The 16,238-nt window shown below is 73.4% G+C and carries 15 protein-coding genes; 7 read left to right on the forward strand and 8 right to left on the reverse strand.

Annotation, left to right across the window (positions count from 1 at the left end; all coding sequences use genetic code 11):
- Window positions 1–2 precede the first annotated feature (2 nt).
- Together ACZ7EC_RS12005 and ACZ7EC_RS12010 are read left to right on the forward strand one after the other, a co-directional pair.
- On the forward strand, window positions 3–524 hold the full coding sequence (locus tag ACZ7EC_RS12005; RefSeq protein WP_471061283.1) for a hypothetical protein: 522 nt from the start codon (window positions 3–5) through the stop codon (window positions 522–524).
- Window positions 514–1,194 (forward strand): haloacid dehalogenase type II, encoded by a 681-nt coding sequence (locus tag ACZ7EC_RS12010; RefSeq protein ID WP_471061286.1) that lies wholly within the window; start codon window positions 514–516, stop codon window positions 1,192–1,194. The genes ACZ7EC_RS12005 and ACZ7EC_RS12010 overlap by 11 nt, the downstream gene beginning before the upstream one ends.
- Here ACZ7EC_RS12010 and nrfD read toward each other — a convergent pair.
- The 3 genes from nrfD to qcrB are packed head-to-tail and all read right to left on the reverse strand — an operon-like array spanning window position 1,175 to window position 4,892.
- On the reverse strand, window positions 1,175–2,233 hold the full coding sequence (gene nrfD / locus ACZ7EC_RS12015) for an NrfD/PsrC family molybdoenzyme membrane anchor subunit (RefSeq protein ID WP_471061289.1): 1,059 nt from the start codon (window positions 2,231–2,233) through the stop codon (window positions 1,175–1,177). The genes ACZ7EC_RS12010 and nrfD overlap by 20 nt on opposite strands.
- A gap of 37 nt (window positions 2,234–2,270) precedes the next feature.
- Window positions 2,271–3,296, reverse strand: a complete 1,026-nt coding sequence (locus tag ACZ7EC_RS12020; protein ID WP_471061291.1) for a 4Fe-4S dicluster domain-containing protein — start codon at window positions 3,294–3,296, stop codon at window positions 2,271–2,273.
- Between the two features lie 15 nt (window positions 3,297–3,311).
- Complete coding sequence (gene qcrB / locus ACZ7EC_RS12025) at window positions 3,312–4,892, reverse strand: cytochrome bc1 complex cytochrome b subunit (protein WP_471061294.1); 1,581 nt, start codon at window positions 4,890–4,892, stop codon at window positions 3,312–3,314.
- 251 nt (window positions 4,893–5,143) lie between these two features.
- Here qcrB and ACZ7EC_RS12030 point away from each other — a divergent pair, with 251 nt between their 5' ends.
- The gene (locus tag ACZ7EC_RS12030) at window positions 5,144–6,811 is read left to right on the forward strand and encodes a thiamine pyrophosphate-binding protein (protein WP_471062046.1); all 1,668 of its coding nucleotides are present in this window, start codon (window positions 5,144–5,146) and stop codon (window positions 6,809–6,811) included.
- Between the two features lie 214 nt (window positions 6,812–7,025).
- Here ACZ7EC_RS12030 and ACZ7EC_RS12035 read toward each other — a convergent pair whose 3' ends face one another.
- On the reverse strand, window positions 7,026–7,481 hold the full coding sequence (locus ACZ7EC_RS12035; RefSeq protein ID WP_471061298.1) for an ATP-binding protein: 456 nt from the start codon (window positions 7,479–7,481) through the stop codon (window positions 7,026–7,028).
- 253 nt (window positions 7,482–7,734) lie between these two features.
- Window positions 7,735–7,908, reverse strand: a complete 174-nt coding sequence (locus tag ACZ7EC_RS12040) for a CsbD family protein (RefSeq protein WP_078967593.1) — start codon at window positions 7,906–7,908, stop codon at window positions 7,735–7,737.
- Between the two features lie 126 nt (window positions 7,909–8,034).
- Between ACZ7EC_RS12040 and ACZ7EC_RS12045 the strand changes: the two genes are divergently transcribed.
- Both ACZ7EC_RS12045 and ACZ7EC_RS12050 read left to right on the forward strand, forming a co-directional pair.
- Complete coding sequence (locus tag ACZ7EC_RS12045; protein ID WP_471061303.1) at window positions 8,035–8,511, forward strand: MarR family winged helix-turn-helix transcriptional regulator; 477 nt, start codon at window positions 8,035–8,037, stop codon at window positions 8,509–8,511.
- Between the two features lie 134 nt (window positions 8,512–8,645).
- Window positions 8,646–10,304, forward strand: coding sequence for an MFS transporter (locus ACZ7EC_RS12050; RefSeq protein ID WP_471062048.1), 1,659 nt, complete (start codon window positions 8,646–8,648; stop codon window positions 10,302–10,304).
- 5 nt (window positions 10,305–10,309) lie between these two features.
- Here the strand turns inward: ACZ7EC_RS12050 and ACZ7EC_RS12055 are convergent, their stop codons facing one another.
- Both ACZ7EC_RS12055 and mgrA read right to left on the reverse strand, forming a co-directional pair.
- Window positions 10,310–10,933 carry a DedA family protein gene (locus ACZ7EC_RS12055; RefSeq protein WP_471061307.1) on the reverse strand — a complete coding sequence of 208 codons (624 nt, stop codon included), beginning with the start codon at window positions 10,931–10,933 and terminating at the stop codon, window positions 10,310–10,312.
- 301 nt (window positions 10,934–11,234) lie between these two features.
- Complete coding sequence (mgrA, locus tag ACZ7EC_RS12060; RefSeq protein WP_471061310.1) at window positions 11,235–12,278, reverse strand: L-glyceraldehyde 3-phosphate reductase; 1,044 nt, start codon at window positions 12,276–12,278, stop codon at window positions 11,235–11,237.
- A 269-nt stretch (window positions 12,279–12,547) separates the two neighbouring features.
- Between mgrA and ACZ7EC_RS12065 the strand changes: the two genes are divergently transcribed.
- Both ACZ7EC_RS12065 and pgm read left to right on the forward strand, forming a co-directional pair.
- Complete coding sequence (locus ACZ7EC_RS12065) at window positions 12,548–13,393, forward strand: chitosanase (RefSeq protein WP_471061313.1); 846 nt, start codon at window positions 12,548–12,550, stop codon at window positions 13,391–13,393.
- A gap of 183 nt (window positions 13,394–13,576) precedes the next feature.
- Window positions 13,577–15,217, forward strand: a complete 1,641-nt coding sequence (pgm, locus tag ACZ7EC_RS12070; RefSeq protein WP_471061316.1) for a phosphoglucomutase (alpha-D-glucose-1,6-bisphosphate-dependent) — start codon at window positions 13,577–13,579, stop codon at window positions 15,215–15,217.
- Window positions 15,218–15,287: 70 nt separating this feature from the next.
- On the opposite strand, the gene ACZ7EC_RS12075 is transcribed toward pgm, so the two are convergent.
- Complete coding sequence (locus ACZ7EC_RS12075; RefSeq protein ID WP_471061319.1) at window positions 15,288–16,205, reverse strand: SGNH/GDSL hydrolase family protein; 918 nt, start codon at window positions 16,203–16,205, stop codon at window positions 15,288–15,290.
- Window positions 16,206–16,238: the final 33 nt, after the last annotated feature.

Here is a 16,238-nt window from a genome sequence, read left to right on the forward strand (position 1 = left end):
CGATGGGGCACAGGGCGGCCATGTCCGTGACCGGCATGGCCTGGTCCGCGCTCCTGGTGGCCGCCGTCGTCCCGGCCGCCGTGCACGCGCTGCGCCGCGCCCCGCTGTGGCACCGGATCAGCGTCCCCGCGCCGCTCGCCCTGCCCCTGCTCGTCCTGGCCCACGCCTGGAGCGTCCTCGGCGACCTCGCGGGACTGCGCCCGCCCGGCGGCGCCCTCGTCACCGAACCGCTGCTGCCAGCCACCGCCGTCCTCTTCTGGCTCCCGGTGCTCGCGCACACCCGGCACCGCCTGGACGACGCCGCCCGCTGCCTGTACCTCTTCCTCGCCGCGCCCTTCCTGGACCTGCCCGCCGTCGCCGTCATCGCCGCGGGCCACTCCGCGGCCGGACTCGCCATGATCGTCGGCATGCTGCCTCTCGGCGTCACGGCGGCGGCGCTCACCTGGTCCTGGGCCGAACGCGAGGAACGCGAGGCGCACCACCCCGCCCTGCCCGCACCAGGAGGCGATCCCGTTGCCCGCTGACCCCCGCGTCGTCGTGTTCGACGTGAACGAGACGCTCACCGACCTGAGCCCCCTCGCCGACCGCTTCACCGCCGCGGGCCTGCCCGCCCGTCTGCTGCCGCTCTGGTTCGCGGAGGTACTGCGCGACGGCGTGGCCCTCACCCTCGCCGGCGGCCACGCCACCTTCGCCGCCGTCGGCCGGGACGTACTGCGGACGATGGCGGCCGGGACGGGCCTGCCCGACCCGGAACGGGCCGCGGACCACATCCTCGCCGGGCTGGCCGAACTGCCGCCGCACCCGGACGTCGCCGAGGGCGTACGCGCCCTGCGCGCCGCGGGGCTGCGCCTGCTCACCCTGACGAACGGCACCGCCGGCACCACCCGCGCCGTCCTCGACCGGGCCGGCCTGACCGACCTGTTCGAGGCCCACCTGGACGTGAACACCCCGGCCCACTGGAAACCGGCCCGCGCCGCCTACGCGCACGCGCTGCACACCGCGGACGTGCCCGCCGAGGAGGCCCTCCTCGTCTCGGTCCACCCCTGGGACATCGACGGCGCGGCCCGCGCGGGCCTGGCCACCGCCTGGCTGCGCCGCACCCACACGCCCTACCCCTCGACCCGGCGCGCTCCCGATGTCACCGCCGTCTCCCTGCCGGAGCTGGCCGACCGGCTCAACTCCCTTTACGGGTGAGCCTTTCCCGCTGCGGTACGACCGTGTAGCGCGGGTCCTCCGCCGAGGCCACGCCCGCGTGGAAGACGCCGAAGCGCAGAGCCGCCGAGCCGGTGAGCAGGGCGGCACCGGCGGCCAGCGCCACCCGGCGGTCGCGCAGCCGGCCGGAGAGGAGGGCCAGACCGGCACCGGCGACGGTCAGGGCCTCGGAGGCGCGCAGCAGGATCCGCGGCCGGCCCTGGTCGAAGGGCTCGGCGGTGATCCCCATCCGGCGCTTCATCAGCTGGAAGGCGCCGAGTTCCAGTCCGGCGCCGAGCAGGGCCAGCCGGCGGGCCGGTTCCGCCTGCGCGACCGGGGCCGCGGCCAGCGCCAGACCGGAGGCGGCGGTCGCGGCGGACCCGGCGAAGACGAAGGGGAGTTGACGGTAGCCCTCGTGCCAGGAGGGGACGGCCGTGTCCGCGATCAGGACCGCGGTGTACGTGGCCACGGCGGGGCCGAGCACCGCCGCGGCGGCCGTGGCGGCCGAGCCCAGCAACCGGTAGCGGCAGGCGAGTTCGGCTGCCGTGGGACCCAGCAGCCGGTAGCGGCCCGCCACTTCGGTGGCCGCGGCGGCCATGGTCAGCGGCGCGTACCCCACGAGCAGCCAGGAGCCCACGCTCATCGGGGAGGTCGGCTTGAACACCCGCAGCATGTTCAGGAACCGCAGCGGGCGGCCCAGATCGTGCACCAGCGCGGCCAGCGACAGCGAGATCGCCCCGGCCGCCCCCAGTTTCGCCGGTGCCGCGAGCCCCGGCCGGCCCGTCAGCTCGCCCCCCGCCGCCAGCAGCGAGGAGGCTCCGGCCAGACCGCCGAGGTACAGGTAGCCCGCGATGTCCAACGCCTTCCACGTCGGCTTGTTCAGCACCGGTTTGCCGTAGTACGACGAGAAGGAGGCGTCCGGCACCATCGGCTGCTCGCCCCGCCCGCGCCGCCGCCTGCGCCGCCCCGCGTGCGCCCCCGTCGACGCCTGCCGTCCAGGACGCCCCCCGGCACCGCCACGGCCCGCGTCCGTTCCGCTCATCGCGCCCTCCTCGGACGGCCCGCCCGCCGCCACTCGTTCATTGCATCCTCCTCGAGAGGCCGGCGAAGCCGCCCACCGCGAGTCCCACCAGCGTCACCGCCGCCAGCGCCGCGTGCCGCCACATGTCGGGCAGGTCCCGTGTGGTGACCACCGGGTCCGGGGGCAGACCGTAGACCTCGGGCTCGTCGAGCAGCAGGAAGAACGCCCCGTCACCGCCGACCCCGTCCGCCGGGTCCTCCCCGTACAGCCGGGCGTCCGCCACCCCGGCCGCGTGCAGCTGTGCCACCCGGCCCGCCGCCCGCTCCCGCAGCTCGTCCAGCGGCCCGAACTGGATGGAGTCCGTCGGGCACGCCTTGGCGCAGGCGGGCTCCATGCCGACCCCCAGCCGGTCGTAGCACAGCGTGCACTTCCACACCCGGCCGTCGCCCTCGCGCTGGTCGATGACGCCGTAGGGGCAGGCGGGCACGCAGTAGCCGCAGCCGTTGCAGACGTCCTCCTGCACCACGACCGTCCCGAACTCGGTGCGGAACAGCGCCCCGGTGGGGCACACGTCCAGACAGGCCGCGTGCGTGCAGTGCTTGCACACGTCCGAGGACATCAGCCAGCGCAGTTCGGTGCGGCCGTCGGGCGCGAGCGGGGAGATCTCCCCGGCGGGAGCGCCCTCGGGGGCCCGGCCGGGCGGGGGAGCCGTGGCGCCGGGGCCCGGCGCGGCGGGGCCGGTGCCCAGCCGCGCGGCCGCCGCGAAGACGTCGGTGTCCTCGTGGCCGACACCGGGTTCCTGCCCGCCGAACGGCTTGCGCTGCTCGATGAAGGCCACATGCCGCCAGGTGTCGGCACCCAGGCCCTGTGTGTTGTCGTAGGACATCCCGGTCAGCTCCAGGCCGTCCTCCGGGACCGCGTTCCACTCCTTGCAGGCCACCTCGCAGGCCTTGCAGCCGATGCACACCGAGGTGTCGGTGAAGAACCCCATCCGCGGCGGCGCGTCCGGATAGCCGGCCGCGCCGGCCACGTCCGGCTGGGGGCCGTACCACTGGTTCCCGCGAATCTCAGGGCCGTCGCTCATGGCATGCCTCCTCGCTCACGACTCCTCCTCGGGTACCTCGCCGGGCGCGGCCCGCACCGCGGCCACCCGGCGCCGCTCCCACGGCGTGGCCGGCATCTCCACGCTCCGCGCGAAGTACCAGCGGCTCAGCGCGTTGCGCAGCCGGTGCCGGCGGAACCAGCGCCAGACCTCGGTGCCCTCGGCGCGCGGCCGGGGCACCTCGCGCACGAGGATGCGGTACGCCTCGGCGCGCGGCAGCAGGGTGTGCGCCTCCTCGTAACCGCCGCTCGCCGTGCGCCGCACCTCACCGGTCGCCTCGCCGTCCAGCAACCGGCGCCGGTCGGCGGCCTGGAGGCCCAGACACGCCCTTTTGACGGCGTGGTAGGTCAGGAACGGCACGACGAACAGCAGGGCCCGCAGCCAGCGGGTCACGTAGTCAACCGGCAGTCCGAACCGGTACGCCAGCACGTCCTGGCCGCCGGCGAGCAGCAGCACCGCGTACGCCGAGACGGCCGCCGCGTCCAGTGCGGTGCGGGTCGGCTGGTTGCGCGGCCGGTCGCACAGGTGCCGCTCCGGGAGGGGACCGGTGAGCCAGCGCTCGAAGAACGGATAGCCGTACAGGATGACGAAGAGGAGTGCGGGCAGCAGCACACCCGGCAGGAGCACGTCCCAGACGACGGTGTGCCCGGCGACATCGGTCTCCCAGCCCGGCATCAGCCGCAGGGCGCCCTCCAGGTAGCCCACGTACCAGTCGGGCTGCGAGTCCACCGAGACATGGTCGGCGCGGTACGGGCCGAACGACCAGATCGGGTTGATCTGGAACAGGGCGCCCATCAGCGTCAGCACCCCGGCGACGATGAAGAACAGGCCCGCCGACTTGGCGGTGTACTGCGGGAAGAGGGGCTTGCCGATCACATTGCGGTTGGTGTGGCCGGGCCGCGCCCACTGGGTGTGCTTGTGCACCACGACGTACGTCAGGTGCACGCCGAGCAGCGCCAGCAGCAGGCCCGGCACCAGCAGGATGTGCGTGACGTACAGCCGGGGGATGATCGCGTGTCCGGGGAACTGCCCGCCGAAGACGAAGAACGACAGGTACGTGCCGACGACCGGGATCGACAGCACGATGCCCTGTGCGGTGCGCAGCCCGGTGCCGGAGAGCAGGTCGTCGGGGAGCGAGTAGCCGCAGAAGCCCTCCAGCAGCGAGAGCAGGAACAGCGTCACGCCCACTGTCCAGTTGGCCTCGCGCGGGCGGCGGAACGCCCCGGTGAAGAAGATCCGCAGCAGATGCACCCCGATCGCGCCGACGAACACCAGCGCCGCCCAGTGGTGCGTCTGCCGCAGCAGCAGCCCGCCGCGCACCTCGAAGCCGATCCGCAGCACCGACGCGTACGCCTCGGTCGTCAGCACGCCGTGCAGCGGCGGATAGGAGCCGGTGTACGGCCGTTCGGTCATGTCCGGGCGGAAGAAGAAGGCCAGCCAGACCCCGGTGAGCACCAGCACCATCAGGCTGTACAGCGCCAACTCGCCCAGCAGGAACGACCAGTGGTCCGGGAACGCCTTGCGCAGGAACTCCCGGCCCGCCGCGGAGACCGGAAGCCGCTCGTCGAACGCCCGCACCAGACGCTCACCGCGCCCCGCACGCCGGGATGCCCGCCGTTCCTCCGAGACCGCCACTGCGTGCTCGCCCTCCACCCGTGTACGGGGTCGTTAACTCCCGGTGCCCTCTCCTGAGCCTGGCACGGGTGCCCGCACTCCGCGCGTCCGAAACGGCGCCGTCCGCCGTCCGCGCGCTGTTTGCACGGGTCGGCGCGGGGCTACCCGGTGGCCCGGAGGAGTGGGCCGAGTGCGAGGAGGACACCGTGGGGAACATGGCCGAGGCCGTCGCCGCCCGGCTGCGGGCCGCGGGCGTGGACCGGGTGTACGGGATGCCGTGCCTGGCGCTCGACCCGCTGGTCCGGGAGCTGGAAACCCCGCGGTCCGCAGCCTGGGCCCCTTGGTTCGTGCAGGCGCGCGGCGAGGAGTCCGCCGCCCTCATGGCCTGCGCCCACGCCAAGCTCACCGGCCGCCTCGGCTGCTGCCTCGCCCCGTCCGGCGCGGGCGCCCTGCGCCTGCTGGGCGGCCTGTACGACGCGGCGGCCGACCGGGCGCCGGTGCTCGCGCTGCTCGGCGGGGACGACGGCGGCCTCGCCGTACGCCATCTGGCGGAGGTGTCCGTGTTCTGCGAGCCGGTCTCCCGGCCGGAACAGCTGCCCGACGCCCTGCACCGGGCCGTGCGGGCGGCGCTCACCGAGCGGGGCGTCGCGAGCGTGATCGTACCGAGCGAGGTGCTGACGGCGACGGCACCGGGCGAACCGCCCGAGGACCGCCCGCGACCCGCGCCGGTACGGCCGCCCGACGAGAGCCTGCTCCGCCGAGCCGCCGCCGTCCTGGACGCGGCCCGGCGCCCCGCCGTGGTCGTGGGCAACGCGGGACGCGCGGCGTCGGCGCAGGCGGCGGGGGTGGCCGCGCTGCTCGGTGCCGGGGTGGCTGTGACCGCGCTCGCGCGGGACGCGCTGCCCGACGACCTGCCGTACCAGACGGGCGTCGCGGGGCCGCTCGGCAGCACCGCCGCCGCGGCGCTGCTGGGGGAGTGCGACACCCTGCTGCTCGTGGGTGCGGAGGACCTCGACCCCGCCGTGCTGCCCGACCGCGCCCGCTGCCGGATCGTCGCCGTGGAGCCCGCGGAACCCCCGCGCGCCGTGTCCTTCCCGGCGTCCGACGAGGTCTTGTCGGCGGCCGAGGTGCGTGCCACCGTCGATCCCACGGCGTTCCTGGAGGCGCTGATCCCGCTGCTGCGCCGGAGCACCGACCGCGCCTGGCGCGCTCATGTGGAGGACACGGTGCGCAGCTGGCGGGCCGAGGGGCGGACCAGGGCCCGCCGGTACTTCGGCACCTCCGTGAACCCCCGCGCGGTCGTCGCCGAGCTGTCCGAGCGGCTGCCGGACCGGGCCGTGGTAGTCACCGACTCCGCGACCGCGCTCGACTGGTGGACCCGCCACCTCAGGCTGCGCAACGGTATGCGCTCCCTGCTCTCGGGCCACCTCGGGCTGCCCGGCGCTGCGGTCCCGTACGCCGTCGCCGCGAAGTTCGCGGCCCCGGAGCGGCCGGTGATCGCGCTCGTGGGAGACGGGGCCTTCCAGGGCGGGGGGCTGAACGAACTCATCACGGTCCGGCGCCATGCGGACCTGCTCGGCGAGCTGCCGCCGCTCGTGTTCTGCGTGCTGAACAACGGCGACCTCAACCGGCTCACCTGGCAGCGCCGGGCCGCCGCCGGAGATCCGCTGATCCCGCTCTCGGCCGAGGTCCCCGCGATGCCGTACGCCGAGTGGGCCCGGCTCGCCGGAGTGCCGGCCGTACGCTGCGACCGCCCCCGGCATGTCGCCTCCGTCTGGGCCGACGTGCTCACCCGGCCGGGTCCCGTCCTGCTGGAGTTCGTGGTGGACGGCGAGACGCCACCGGACTGGGCGACGGCCGACGCTGCCGCGGCCGTGGTGTGAGCGGTGTGAGGGAGGGGCGGCGCGCTTCGTGCGGGGCGGGTCCGGTCGTCCGTGCCGAGAGCCCGGCCGCCTATGCCGGCAAATCGGCTCACTTCACAGTGGATTGGCCAACCCCGTCTTGAACTCGGCGTCCTGCGGCGGGAGTTCTACGTCCGGTACGGCGGACAACGCGGGCCTGCTGCCCGCGGCGTGACCCGGCGTCCCGTGCGGCGGGTCAGGCGTCGGCGCGTGCGCCGGTGCCCTCGGCCAGGAGCGGGACCGTCACGGTGACCCGCTTGCCGCCCTCGGGCAGCACCGTTACCTCCAGGTCGCGCGAGAGCATCGTCACCAGATGCAGACCGTGGCCGCCGACCCGTCCGGGGTCGGGCGGGCGGGGGCGCGGCGGCTCGGCGGAGGTGTCCGTCACGCAGATGCGCAGCGCGCGGGCGCCGGGCCCCAGCTCCAGGCGGAGGGTGCGCGGGCCGGGCGCGTGCTTCTCCGCGTTGGTCACCAGTTCGCTCACCACGAGCTGCGCGTCCTGCACCGAACGCCGCACCGGCGCGGGGCGCGCCGCGGCGAGCAGGGCGGCGACGGCGTCCCGCGCCTCGGCGCTGCTGCACGTGCCGGTCTCCCAGGTGCGGCTGTAGCGCGGCTCCTGCGTCCTCGGGTGCGTCCTCAGCGAGATGTCCATACCTCGTCGCCCTTTTCCCTCCGGGGTTCGGGGTCCCTTCCTGCGAGCGTGTGAAGAAACGTGCCGTCCTCGGCTCGGCTACCCGGTGCTCCGTCGATCAAGGGGACGTGCACCGGGATTCCTCCGGTTGCACACGAATCCCTGCCCACCGCGGCTCCCGGACGCGACGGCGGGTCCCGGTCATCCGCTGGGTGGATTTCCGGGACCCGCTGGATTCGGTCGTCCGGGTCAGCGCCATGGCCGACGGCGGCCCTCAGTGTTTGAAGGTGTCCTTGGCCTTCTCCTTGGCCTGCCGGGCGTCGCCCTTGGCACCTTCCATCCGGCCCTCGGCTTCCATGCTCTCGTTGCCGACGGCGCGGCCGATGGCCTCCTTGGCCTTGCCCTTGGCCTGCTCCGCCTTGCCCTTCGCCTTCTGGTTGCCTGCCATCGGAGCCTCACATCCCAACGTGTCGCGATGTCCGTTCGTCCTTCGGTTTGCCTCTACGACGCGCCCCAAACCGATTACCCGCCCTTGGTTGTACAGGCCAGACTGATAAACCTATTGTTACTAATCGTGGATGTGACGACAGACGACGTGGTGGAGACGACCGCCGACCCGGCCCCCGGCGCCGGGACCAGCGCGCTCGCGGGCGCGCTCCGGCTCGCCATGGGCCGGATCGTGCGCAGACTGCGCCAGGCGCACGCGGTCGGCGACCTCACCCTCTCCGGCTCCTCGGTACTGGCCCGGCTCTCCGGCAGCGGACCGGACTCGCCGGGCGCGCTCGCCGAGCTGGAGCGGGTGCGACCGCAGGCGATGGCCGGCACCCTCGCGGGCCTGGAGCAGCGGGGCCTGGTGAGCCGGGCGCCCGATCCGGCCGACCGGCGCCGGGCCGTCATCGCGATCACCGAGGAGGGCCGCGCCGTGCTGGAGCGGCGCCGCTCCGAGTCCGCCGACCGCCTCGCCCGCGCCCTGGACGGATTCACCCCGAGGGAGCGGCAGGCGCTGGCCGACGTGCTGCCCCTTCTGGACCGACTGGCGGAGCAGCTGTGAACGCCGCCGCGCCCGAGGGCGGCATACGCGCCCGGCTCCTCGCCCGCTCGGCCCGGCAGCGAGCCACCCCACCCGGCCCCGGCTACAAGTGGGTCGCCCTGTCCAACACCACACTCGGCGTCCTGATCGCCACGATGGACGCGTCCATCGTGATCGTCTCGCTGCCGGCCATCTTCCGCGGCATCGGCCTGGACCCGCTGGCCGCGGGCAACATCGGCTATCTGCTGTGGATGATCCTCGGCTATCTGCTGGTCTCGGCCGTGCTGGTGGTGGTCCTCGGCCGACTGGGCGACATGTTCGGCCGGGTGCGCATCTACAACCTCGGCTTCCTGGTCTTCGCCGTCGCCTCCATCGCCCTGTCCCTGGACCCGTTCCGGGCCGGGGCGGGCGCGCTGTGGCTGATCCTGTGGCGGATCGTGCAGGCATTCGGCGGCTCCATGCTCACCGCCAACTCGGCCGCGATCCTCACCGACGCCTTCCCCTCCCGGCAGCGCGGCATGGCGCTCGGCATCAACCAGATCACCGCGCTCGCCGGGCAGTTCCTCGGCCTGCTCGCCGGCGGTCTGCTGGCCGCCGTGGACTGGCGGGCCGTGTTCTGGGTCAGCGTCCCGATCAGTGTCACCGGCACCGTCTGGTCGTACCTGAGCCTGCGCGAGACCGCGGCCGGCGGGCGCGGCCGGGTCGACTGGCTCGGCAACCTCACCTTCGCCTCGGGCGCCGGCATCCTGCTCGCGGGCATCACCTACGGCATCCAGCCCTACGGCGGCCATCCCACCGGCTGGACCAACCCGCTCGTCCTCGCCGGGCTGATCGGCGGCGCCTGCCTGCTGCTCGTCTTCTGCGTGGTGGAGACGAGGGTCGCCGAGCCGATGTTCCGCCTCTCGCTGTTCAGGGTGCGGGCCTTCGCGGCGGGCAACCTCGCCGCGCTGCTGACCGCGATCGCCCGCGGCGGGCTCCAGTTCATGCTGATCATCTGGCTCCAGGGCATCTGGCTGCCGCTGCACGGCTACGACTTCGAGGACACCCCGCTGTGGGCGGGCATCTTCATGCTGCCGCTCACCCTGGGCTTCCTGCTCGCCGGTCCCGTCTCCGGTTACCTCTCCGACCGGTTCGGCGCCCGGATCTTCTCCACCGCCGGGCTGCTGGTGGTCGCCGGCTCCTTCCTCGGGCTGCTGGCCCTGCCGGTGGACTTCGCCTACGGCCCGTTCGCCGCGCTGCTGCTGCTCAACGGTCTCGGCCAGGGCATGTTCTCCTCGCCCAACACGTCCTCCATCATGGGCAGCGTGCCGGCGCGGTACCGGGGCGTGGCCTCCGGGATGCGCTCCACCTTCCAGAACTCGGGCACCGCCCTGTCCATCGGGGTGTTCTTCTCGCTGATGGTCTCCGGCCTCGCCGCCACCCTGCCGAAGACCCTGAGCAGCGGCCTGACGGCGCACGGCGTGCCCGCCGCGACCGCGCACCAGGTGGCCTCGCTGCCGCCGGTGAGCACCCTGTTCGCGACGTTCCTCGGCAACAATCCCATCGGCCATCTGCTGGCGGGCGGCACCCTGGACCACCTGACCGCCGCCCAGCGCGCCACCCTGACAGGCCACACGTTCTTCCCGGAACTGGTCTCCGGCCCCTTCCACCACGGCCTGACCATCGTCTTCAGCGTGGCCGCGGGCATGGCCCTGGTCTCCGCCGTGGCCTCCGCGCTGCGCGGCGGTCACGAGCGCGCCGGGGAGGCGCCGGGAGGCGGCGGAAGGGAGGCCGTGCCCAAGGAGCCGACGCGCGGGGCGGCGCGTTCCTCCTGACCGGCTCAGCGCTCGTGGCGCCGCCGTACGACATGGCGGGCCACGAGCGCGAGCACCAGGACCGCGAACGCCACCAGGACGTAGATCTCGTAGCGCTTGATCTGTGCGTAGACCGCGTCGATATGGCTGCCCGCGAGGTAGGCCAGGGTGGTCCACAGGCCCACCCACAGGGCGGCGCCGAGGGCGTTGAAGGCGAGGAAGCGGCGCCAGTGCATGCCCGAGGTGCCCGCGACGATGCCGTTGGCCTGACGCAGGCCCTCGATGAACCGTGCCACGGTGACGATCGCGCCGCCGTGCCGGGTGAAGAACTCCTCGGCGGCCGCGAACCGCTTCGGGGTCAGCAGGACGTACTTCCCCCAGCGGTGCACGAAGGCGCGTCCGCCGTAATGGCCGATCAGATAGCCGATGTTGTCCCCGATGACGGCCGCGGCGAACGCGATGAGCGCCACCTTCACGATGTCCAGCTCACCCGCGCCCGCGTACACCCCGGCGGCGAGCAGAATCGTCTCGCCGGGTGCCGGGACGCCGAAGTCCTCCACGAGGATCACGGCCCCCACGGCCCAGTAGCCGTAGTGGCCGAGCAGCGGTGCCAGATGGGCCAGTGGTCCTGGAAGCGGAGGAGCGGCCATGCCTCAACGGTACGGGCCCGCGGCGGGCCGGGCCCCCGGTGCTACCGGGGGCCCGCCTGGCAACTGGGGCACAGCTCGTGCTCGCCGTCGCGGCTGACGACGGTTCCCCAGCCGAGACAGCGTTCGCAGTCGCGAGCGCGGCTCAGGTCCGGACGGGGCGGCGGGACGGGGCTGGGACGGGCTGCGTGCACCATACGGCGAGCGGCTCCTTGCGGTGTGAGGGAGTCGTAAGGATGTCCGAGTTGCCAGATTAAGTCTTATTTATCCCTCATTTCTGTGAGCTACGTCACATTGTGGGCGGTCAATCCAGATTTCCCAGCCGTGCCTCGCGCCACAGGTCCACCCCGCCGTCGGTGGCGTACGTGTCGATCTCGGCCAGCTCCTCGTCGGTGAAGTCGAGGTTCTCCAGCGCGGCCACGTTCTGCTCCAGCTGCTCGGTGCGCGAGGCGCCGATGACCAGGGACGTCACCCGCCGGTCGCGCAGCGCCCAGGCGAGCGCCAGCTGGGCCAGGGTCTGCCCGCGCCGCGCGGCGATGCCGTTCAGGGCGCGTAGCCGGCGCAGCACGTCCTCGGTCAGCCAGGAGCGGTCGAACGACGCGCCGCGCGCGGCCCGCGAGTCCGCCGGCACGCCGTCCAGGTAGCGGCCGGTCAGCAGGCCCTGGGCGAGCGCCGTGAAGCCGATGACCCCGAACCCCTCCTCCTGCGCCGCGTCCAGCAGGCCCTCGGTCTCGATCCAGCGGTTGAACATGTTGTACGACGGCTGGTGGATCAGCAGCGGGGTGCCGAGTTCGCGCAGGATCGCGGTGGCCTGCCGGGTGCGCTCGGTGTCGTAGGAGGAGATGCCGACGTAGAGCGCCTTGCCCTGGCGCACGGCCGTGTCGAGGGCGCCCATCGTCTCCTCCAGCGGCGTGCTCGCGTCCAGCCGGTGGGAGTAGAAGATGTCCACGTAGTCCACGCCCATCCGGCGCAGCGACTGGTCCAGCGAGGCCAGCAGGTACTTGCGGGAGCCGCCGCCCTGCCCGTAGGGGCCCGGCCACATGTCCCAGCCCGCCTTGGTGGAGATCACCAGCTCGTCGCGGTAGGGCGCGAGGTCCTCGCGCATCAGCCGGCCGAAGTTAAGCTCCGCCGAGCCGTAGGGCGGCCCGTAGTTGTTCGCCAGGTCGTGGTGGGTGATCCCCAGGTCGAAGGCGCGCAGGGCGATCTCGCGCTGGGTCTCGAAGGCTCGGTCGTCGCCGAAGTTGTGCCAGTAGCCCAGGGACAGGACCGGCAGGTCGAGGCCCGAGCGGCCGGTGCGCCGGTAGTGCATGGTGCCGTCGTAGCGAGCGGGGTCCGCGACGTAGGTCATCGGGTGATCTCCGGATGGTGCGGTACGGGTGCCCCCAGAGGTGCGAGGGGGTCCGTCCACCCTGCGCCGAGGTGATCCATAAGTCCAATTGCGCAGCCGGATGGGATTGAGCGGTCCCGTTTCTGAGTCTGCGACTGTCCGATCCTACGAATTTCACGCGGGCCGGGTTACCGGCCGCTCCCGGCTCTGATAGGAAACTTTCCTACCAGTGCGAGCAATGTCTTCGTACTGGCCCAACTCGCCACCCCCCACCCCTCTTTGGAGCCCCAGTGGTGCACGCACACCGCGAATCACCGGCCCCCGCCCGACTCTCCCGCCGCACCCTCGTCGCCGCGCTCGGCGCCGTGGCCGCCGGAGCCGCGCTCGGCATCCCGCGCGCCACCGCGGCGCAGGCCGCCACCGCCGCGACCGGCCTCGACGACCCCGCGAAGAAGGAGATCGCGATGAAGCTGGTGTCGAGCGCGGAGAACTCCTCGCTCGACTGGAAGGCCCAGTACAAGTACATCGAGGACATCGGCGACGGCCGCGGCTACACCGCCGGCATCATCGGCTTCTGCTCCGGCACCGGCGACATGCTCGAGGTCGTCCAGCTCTACGCCGACCGCGAGCCCGGCAACGTCCTCGCCCGGTACCTGCCCGCGCTGCGCAAGGTGAACGGCAGCGACTCGCACTCCGGGCTCGACCCCGATTTCCCCAAGGACTGGCGCAAGGCCGCCCGGGACACGGTGTTCCAGAAGTGCCAGGACGACGAACGCGACCGCGTCTACTTCGATCCCGCCGTCGCGCAGGGCAAGAGCGACGGACTGCGCGCCCTCGGCCAGTTCTGCTACTACGACGCCATCGTCATGCACGGTGACGGCGACGACGCCACGAGCTTCCGCAACATCCGGGCGCGCGCCCTGCGCACCGCCAAGCCCCCCGCGCAGGGCGGCGACGAGACGGCGTACCTCAACGCCTTCCTCGACGCCCGCGTCTGGGCCATGAAGCAGGAGGAGGCCCACAGCGACACCACCCGCGTCGACACCGAGCAGCGGGTCTTCCTGCGCAGGGGCAACCTCGACCTGAAGACGCCGCTCGACTGGAAGGTGTACGGCGACAGTTACCACATCGGCTGACGGGTCGTCGCCTGCCGCGCCGCGCGGCCGGGGGAGCCCGCGGCGCGGCACTCGGGCCGCACCGCGGGCGGCGGACGTGGCGCGGTCACGCCGCCCCGGCCCGCACGGACTCGCGTGGCAACGCCCTGACAAGGGAAGATGGGCGTCAGCGAGTGACCGAAACCGATGCGGAGGAACGCACTCATGGCGCACGAGCGAGCCGGCCGGCCGGCCGGTCCCGAGGATCTTGTCGATGTGGCGAGGCTGGTCACGGCGTACTACGCGCTGCACCCGGACCCGGCCGACCCGGCCCAGCGGGTGGCGTTCGGCACCTCGGGGCACCGGGGCTCCTCCCTGGCGAGCGCCTTCAACGAGGACCACATCGCCGCCACCAGCCAGGCCATCTGCGAGTACCGCGCCGGGCAGGGCATCGACGGTCCGCTGTTCCTGGGCGCCGACACCCACGCCCTGTCGGAGCCCGCGCGGGTCACCGCGCTGGAGGTGTTCGCGGCCAACGGCGTGACCGTGCTCATCGACAGCGCCGACGGCTACACGCCCACTCCCGCCGTCTCGCACGCCATCCTCACCCACAACCGGGGCCGCACCACGGGGCTCGCCGACGGCGTGGTCGTGACCCCCTCGCACAACCCGCCCGCCGACGGCGGCTTCAAGTACAACCCGCCGAGCGGCGGCCCGGCCGCCTCCGACGCCACCTCCTGGATCCAGGACCGCGCCAACGAGATCATCACCGGCGGCCTGAAGGACGTACGACGGCTGCCGTACACCCGCGCCCTCGCCGCGGACACCACCGGCCGCTACGACTTCCTCGGCACCTACGTCGACGACCTGCCGGGCGTCCTCGATCTCGACGCCGTCCGCGCGGCCGGGGTGCGCATCGGAGCCGACCCGCTCGGCGGCGCCTCCGTCGCCTACTGGGGCCGGATCGCCGAGCGGCACCGGATCGACCTCACGGTGGTCAACCCGCACACCGATCCCACCTGGCGGTTCATGACGCTGGACTGGGACGGCCAGATCCGCATGGACTGCTCCTCGCCCTACGCGATGGCCTCGCTGATCGAGCAGCGCGCCGCCTACCGCATCGCCACCGGCAACGACGCCGACGCCGACCGGCACGGCATCGTCACCCCGGACGCGGGCCTGATGAACCCCAACCACTACCTCGCAGTCGCCATCGACTACCTCTACCGGCACCGCGAGCAGTGGTCCGCGGACGCGGGCGTCGGCAAGACCCTGGTCTCCTCCAGCATGATCGACCGGGTCGCCGCCGACCTCGGCCGCCGCCTGGTCGAAGTCCCCGTCGGCTTCAAATGGTTCGTGGACGGGCTGATCGGCGGGGAGCTCGGCTTCGGCGGCGAGGAGTCGGCCGGCGCCTCCTTCCTGCGCCGGGACGGCTCGGTGTGGACCACCGACAAGGACGGCATCCTCCTCGCCCTGCTCGCCTCCGAGATCACCGCCGTCACGGACAAGACGCCGTCCGAGCACTACGCGGCCCTGACCGCCCGCTTCGGCGAGCCCGCCTACGCCCGCATCGACGCCCCCGCCACCCGCGAACAGAAGGCGCTGCTCGGCAAGTTGTCGCCCGCCCAGGTCACCGCGGACACCCTCGCCGGGGAGCCGGTCACCGCCGTGCTCACCGAGGCGCCCGGCAACGGCGCGGCCATCGGCGGCATCAAGGTCACCACCGAGAGCGCCTGGTTCGCGGCCCGCCCCTCGGGCACCGAGGACGTCTACAAGATCTACGCCGAGTCCTTCCGCGGCCCGGACCACCTGGCGCAAGTGCAGGAGGAGGCGAAGGGCGTGGTGCGCGGCGCGCTGGGCGGCTGAGCCACGGCCCCTTCCACGGCGCGGGCCCGCGGCGGCTTCCGACGGTGCGCGGAGGCCGCCGCGGCGGGGCTCAGCGGTGCCCGCGACCGCCCGCGAGCCGGTGCAGGACCGCCCCCGCCATGGCCTGCTCACCCAGCGCGTTGGGATGCGCGGGGGCCGCGGGCGCGGCCGGCTGCAGCGGCTCGATCCAGCGGTCCGCGGGCGCCTTGCACATGTCGTGGCCGACCGTCGGGCCGTAGGTGTCCACGTACGCGGCGCGGTGGTGCGCGGCCACCGCGCGCAGCATCCCGTTCAGCCGCTTCTCGGTGTCGCGCAGATAGGCGAAGTCCCCTTGGGCGAAGGGCACCTGCGGGAAGCAGCCCACACCGTCGTCGGGCAGCAGATCGGGGTAGCCGACGAGCACGACCCTCGCGTGCGGCGCCCGCGTGTGCACCGCCCGCAGCACCTCGGTGACCTTCGGCGCGGTCTGCTGTACCGCGAGGGCCAACGCGTCCTGCCCTGACGCCTCGTAGGAGCGCTGGCACGGGTTGCCCGCCGGGTCCTTCGCGCCGAGCCGGGCGCAGGTGGCGATGATGGTGCCGAACCCGATGTCATTGCCGCCGATCTGGAGCGACACCAGGTCCGTGTGCCGTGACACGGCGTCCAGTTGGGGCGGGTTGGTGCCCTGCGCCTGCCACATCTGGGCGGTCGTCGCACCCGAGCAACTGGCGTCGGTGAACGCGGTCGCGGCCGTCCGGCGCGCCACCAGCGAGGGGTAATCGCGGTCGGAGCGGGCGCAGTCGGCGTCCACCTGGGTGGGTATGCCGGGGCCCGAGGTGTAGGAGTCGCCCAGCGCCACATACGCGAGGCGGTGTCCGTGGCCCGCCGGGTGCGCGGCGGCCGGTGTCACGGCGGCGGCCACCAGGGCGCATCCGGCCACCGCCGACGCCAGCACCGCGGCCCGCCGCCGGGTCCCCGCCCCGTCCGCCGGACGCCTGTCGTACGTCATCGTTTCCCCCCTCGGAACCGGTGCACAGCGCGG

Source organism: Streptomyces sp. NPDC037203 (assembly GCF_055605065.1).

Coding starts and splice junctions, on each gene's coding strand:
- mgrA (WP_471061310.1), bottom strand. CDS start 12,278: ATGACCTACGTCGCGGACCCCGCTCGCTACGACGGCACCATGCACTAC.
- ACZ7EC_RS12040 (WP_078967593.1), bottom strand. CDS start 7,908: ATGGCAGGCAACCAGAAGGCGAAGGGCAAGGCGGAGCAGGCCAAGGGC.
- pgm (WP_471061316.1), top strand. CDS start 13,577: ATGGCGCACGAGCGAGCCGGCCGGCCGGCCGGTCCCGAGGATCTTGTC.
- ACZ7EC_RS12055 (WP_471061307.1), bottom strand. CDS start 10,933: ATGGCCGCTCCTCCGCTTCCAGGACCACTGGCCCATCTGGCACCGCTG.
- ACZ7EC_RS12035 (WP_471061298.1), bottom strand. CDS start 7,481: ATGGACATCTCGCTGAGGACGCACCCGAGGACGCAGGAGCCGCGCTAC.
- nrfD (WP_471061289.1), bottom strand. CDS start 2,233: ATGAGCGGAACGGACGCGGGCCGTGGCGGTGCCGGGGGGCGTCCTGGA.
- ACZ7EC_RS12005 (WP_471061283.1), top strand. CDS start 3: ATGGGGCACAGGGCGGCCATGTCCGTGACCGGCATGGCCTGGTCCGCG.
- ACZ7EC_RS12050 (WP_471062048.1), top strand. CDS start 8,646: ATGGACGCGTCCATCGTGATCGTCTCGCTGCCGGCCATCTTCCGCGGC.
- ACZ7EC_RS12075 (WP_471061319.1), bottom strand. CDS start 16,205: ATGACGTACGACAGGCGTCCGGCGGACGGGGCGGGGACCCGGCGGCGG.
- ACZ7EC_RS12020 (WP_471061291.1), bottom strand. CDS start 3,296: ATGAGCGACGGCCCTGAGATTCGCGGGAACCAGTGGTACGGCCCCCAG.
- ACZ7EC_RS12030 (WP_471062046.1), top strand. CDS start 5,144: ATGGCCGAGGCCGTCGCCGCCCGGCTGCGGGCCGCGGGCGTGGACCGG.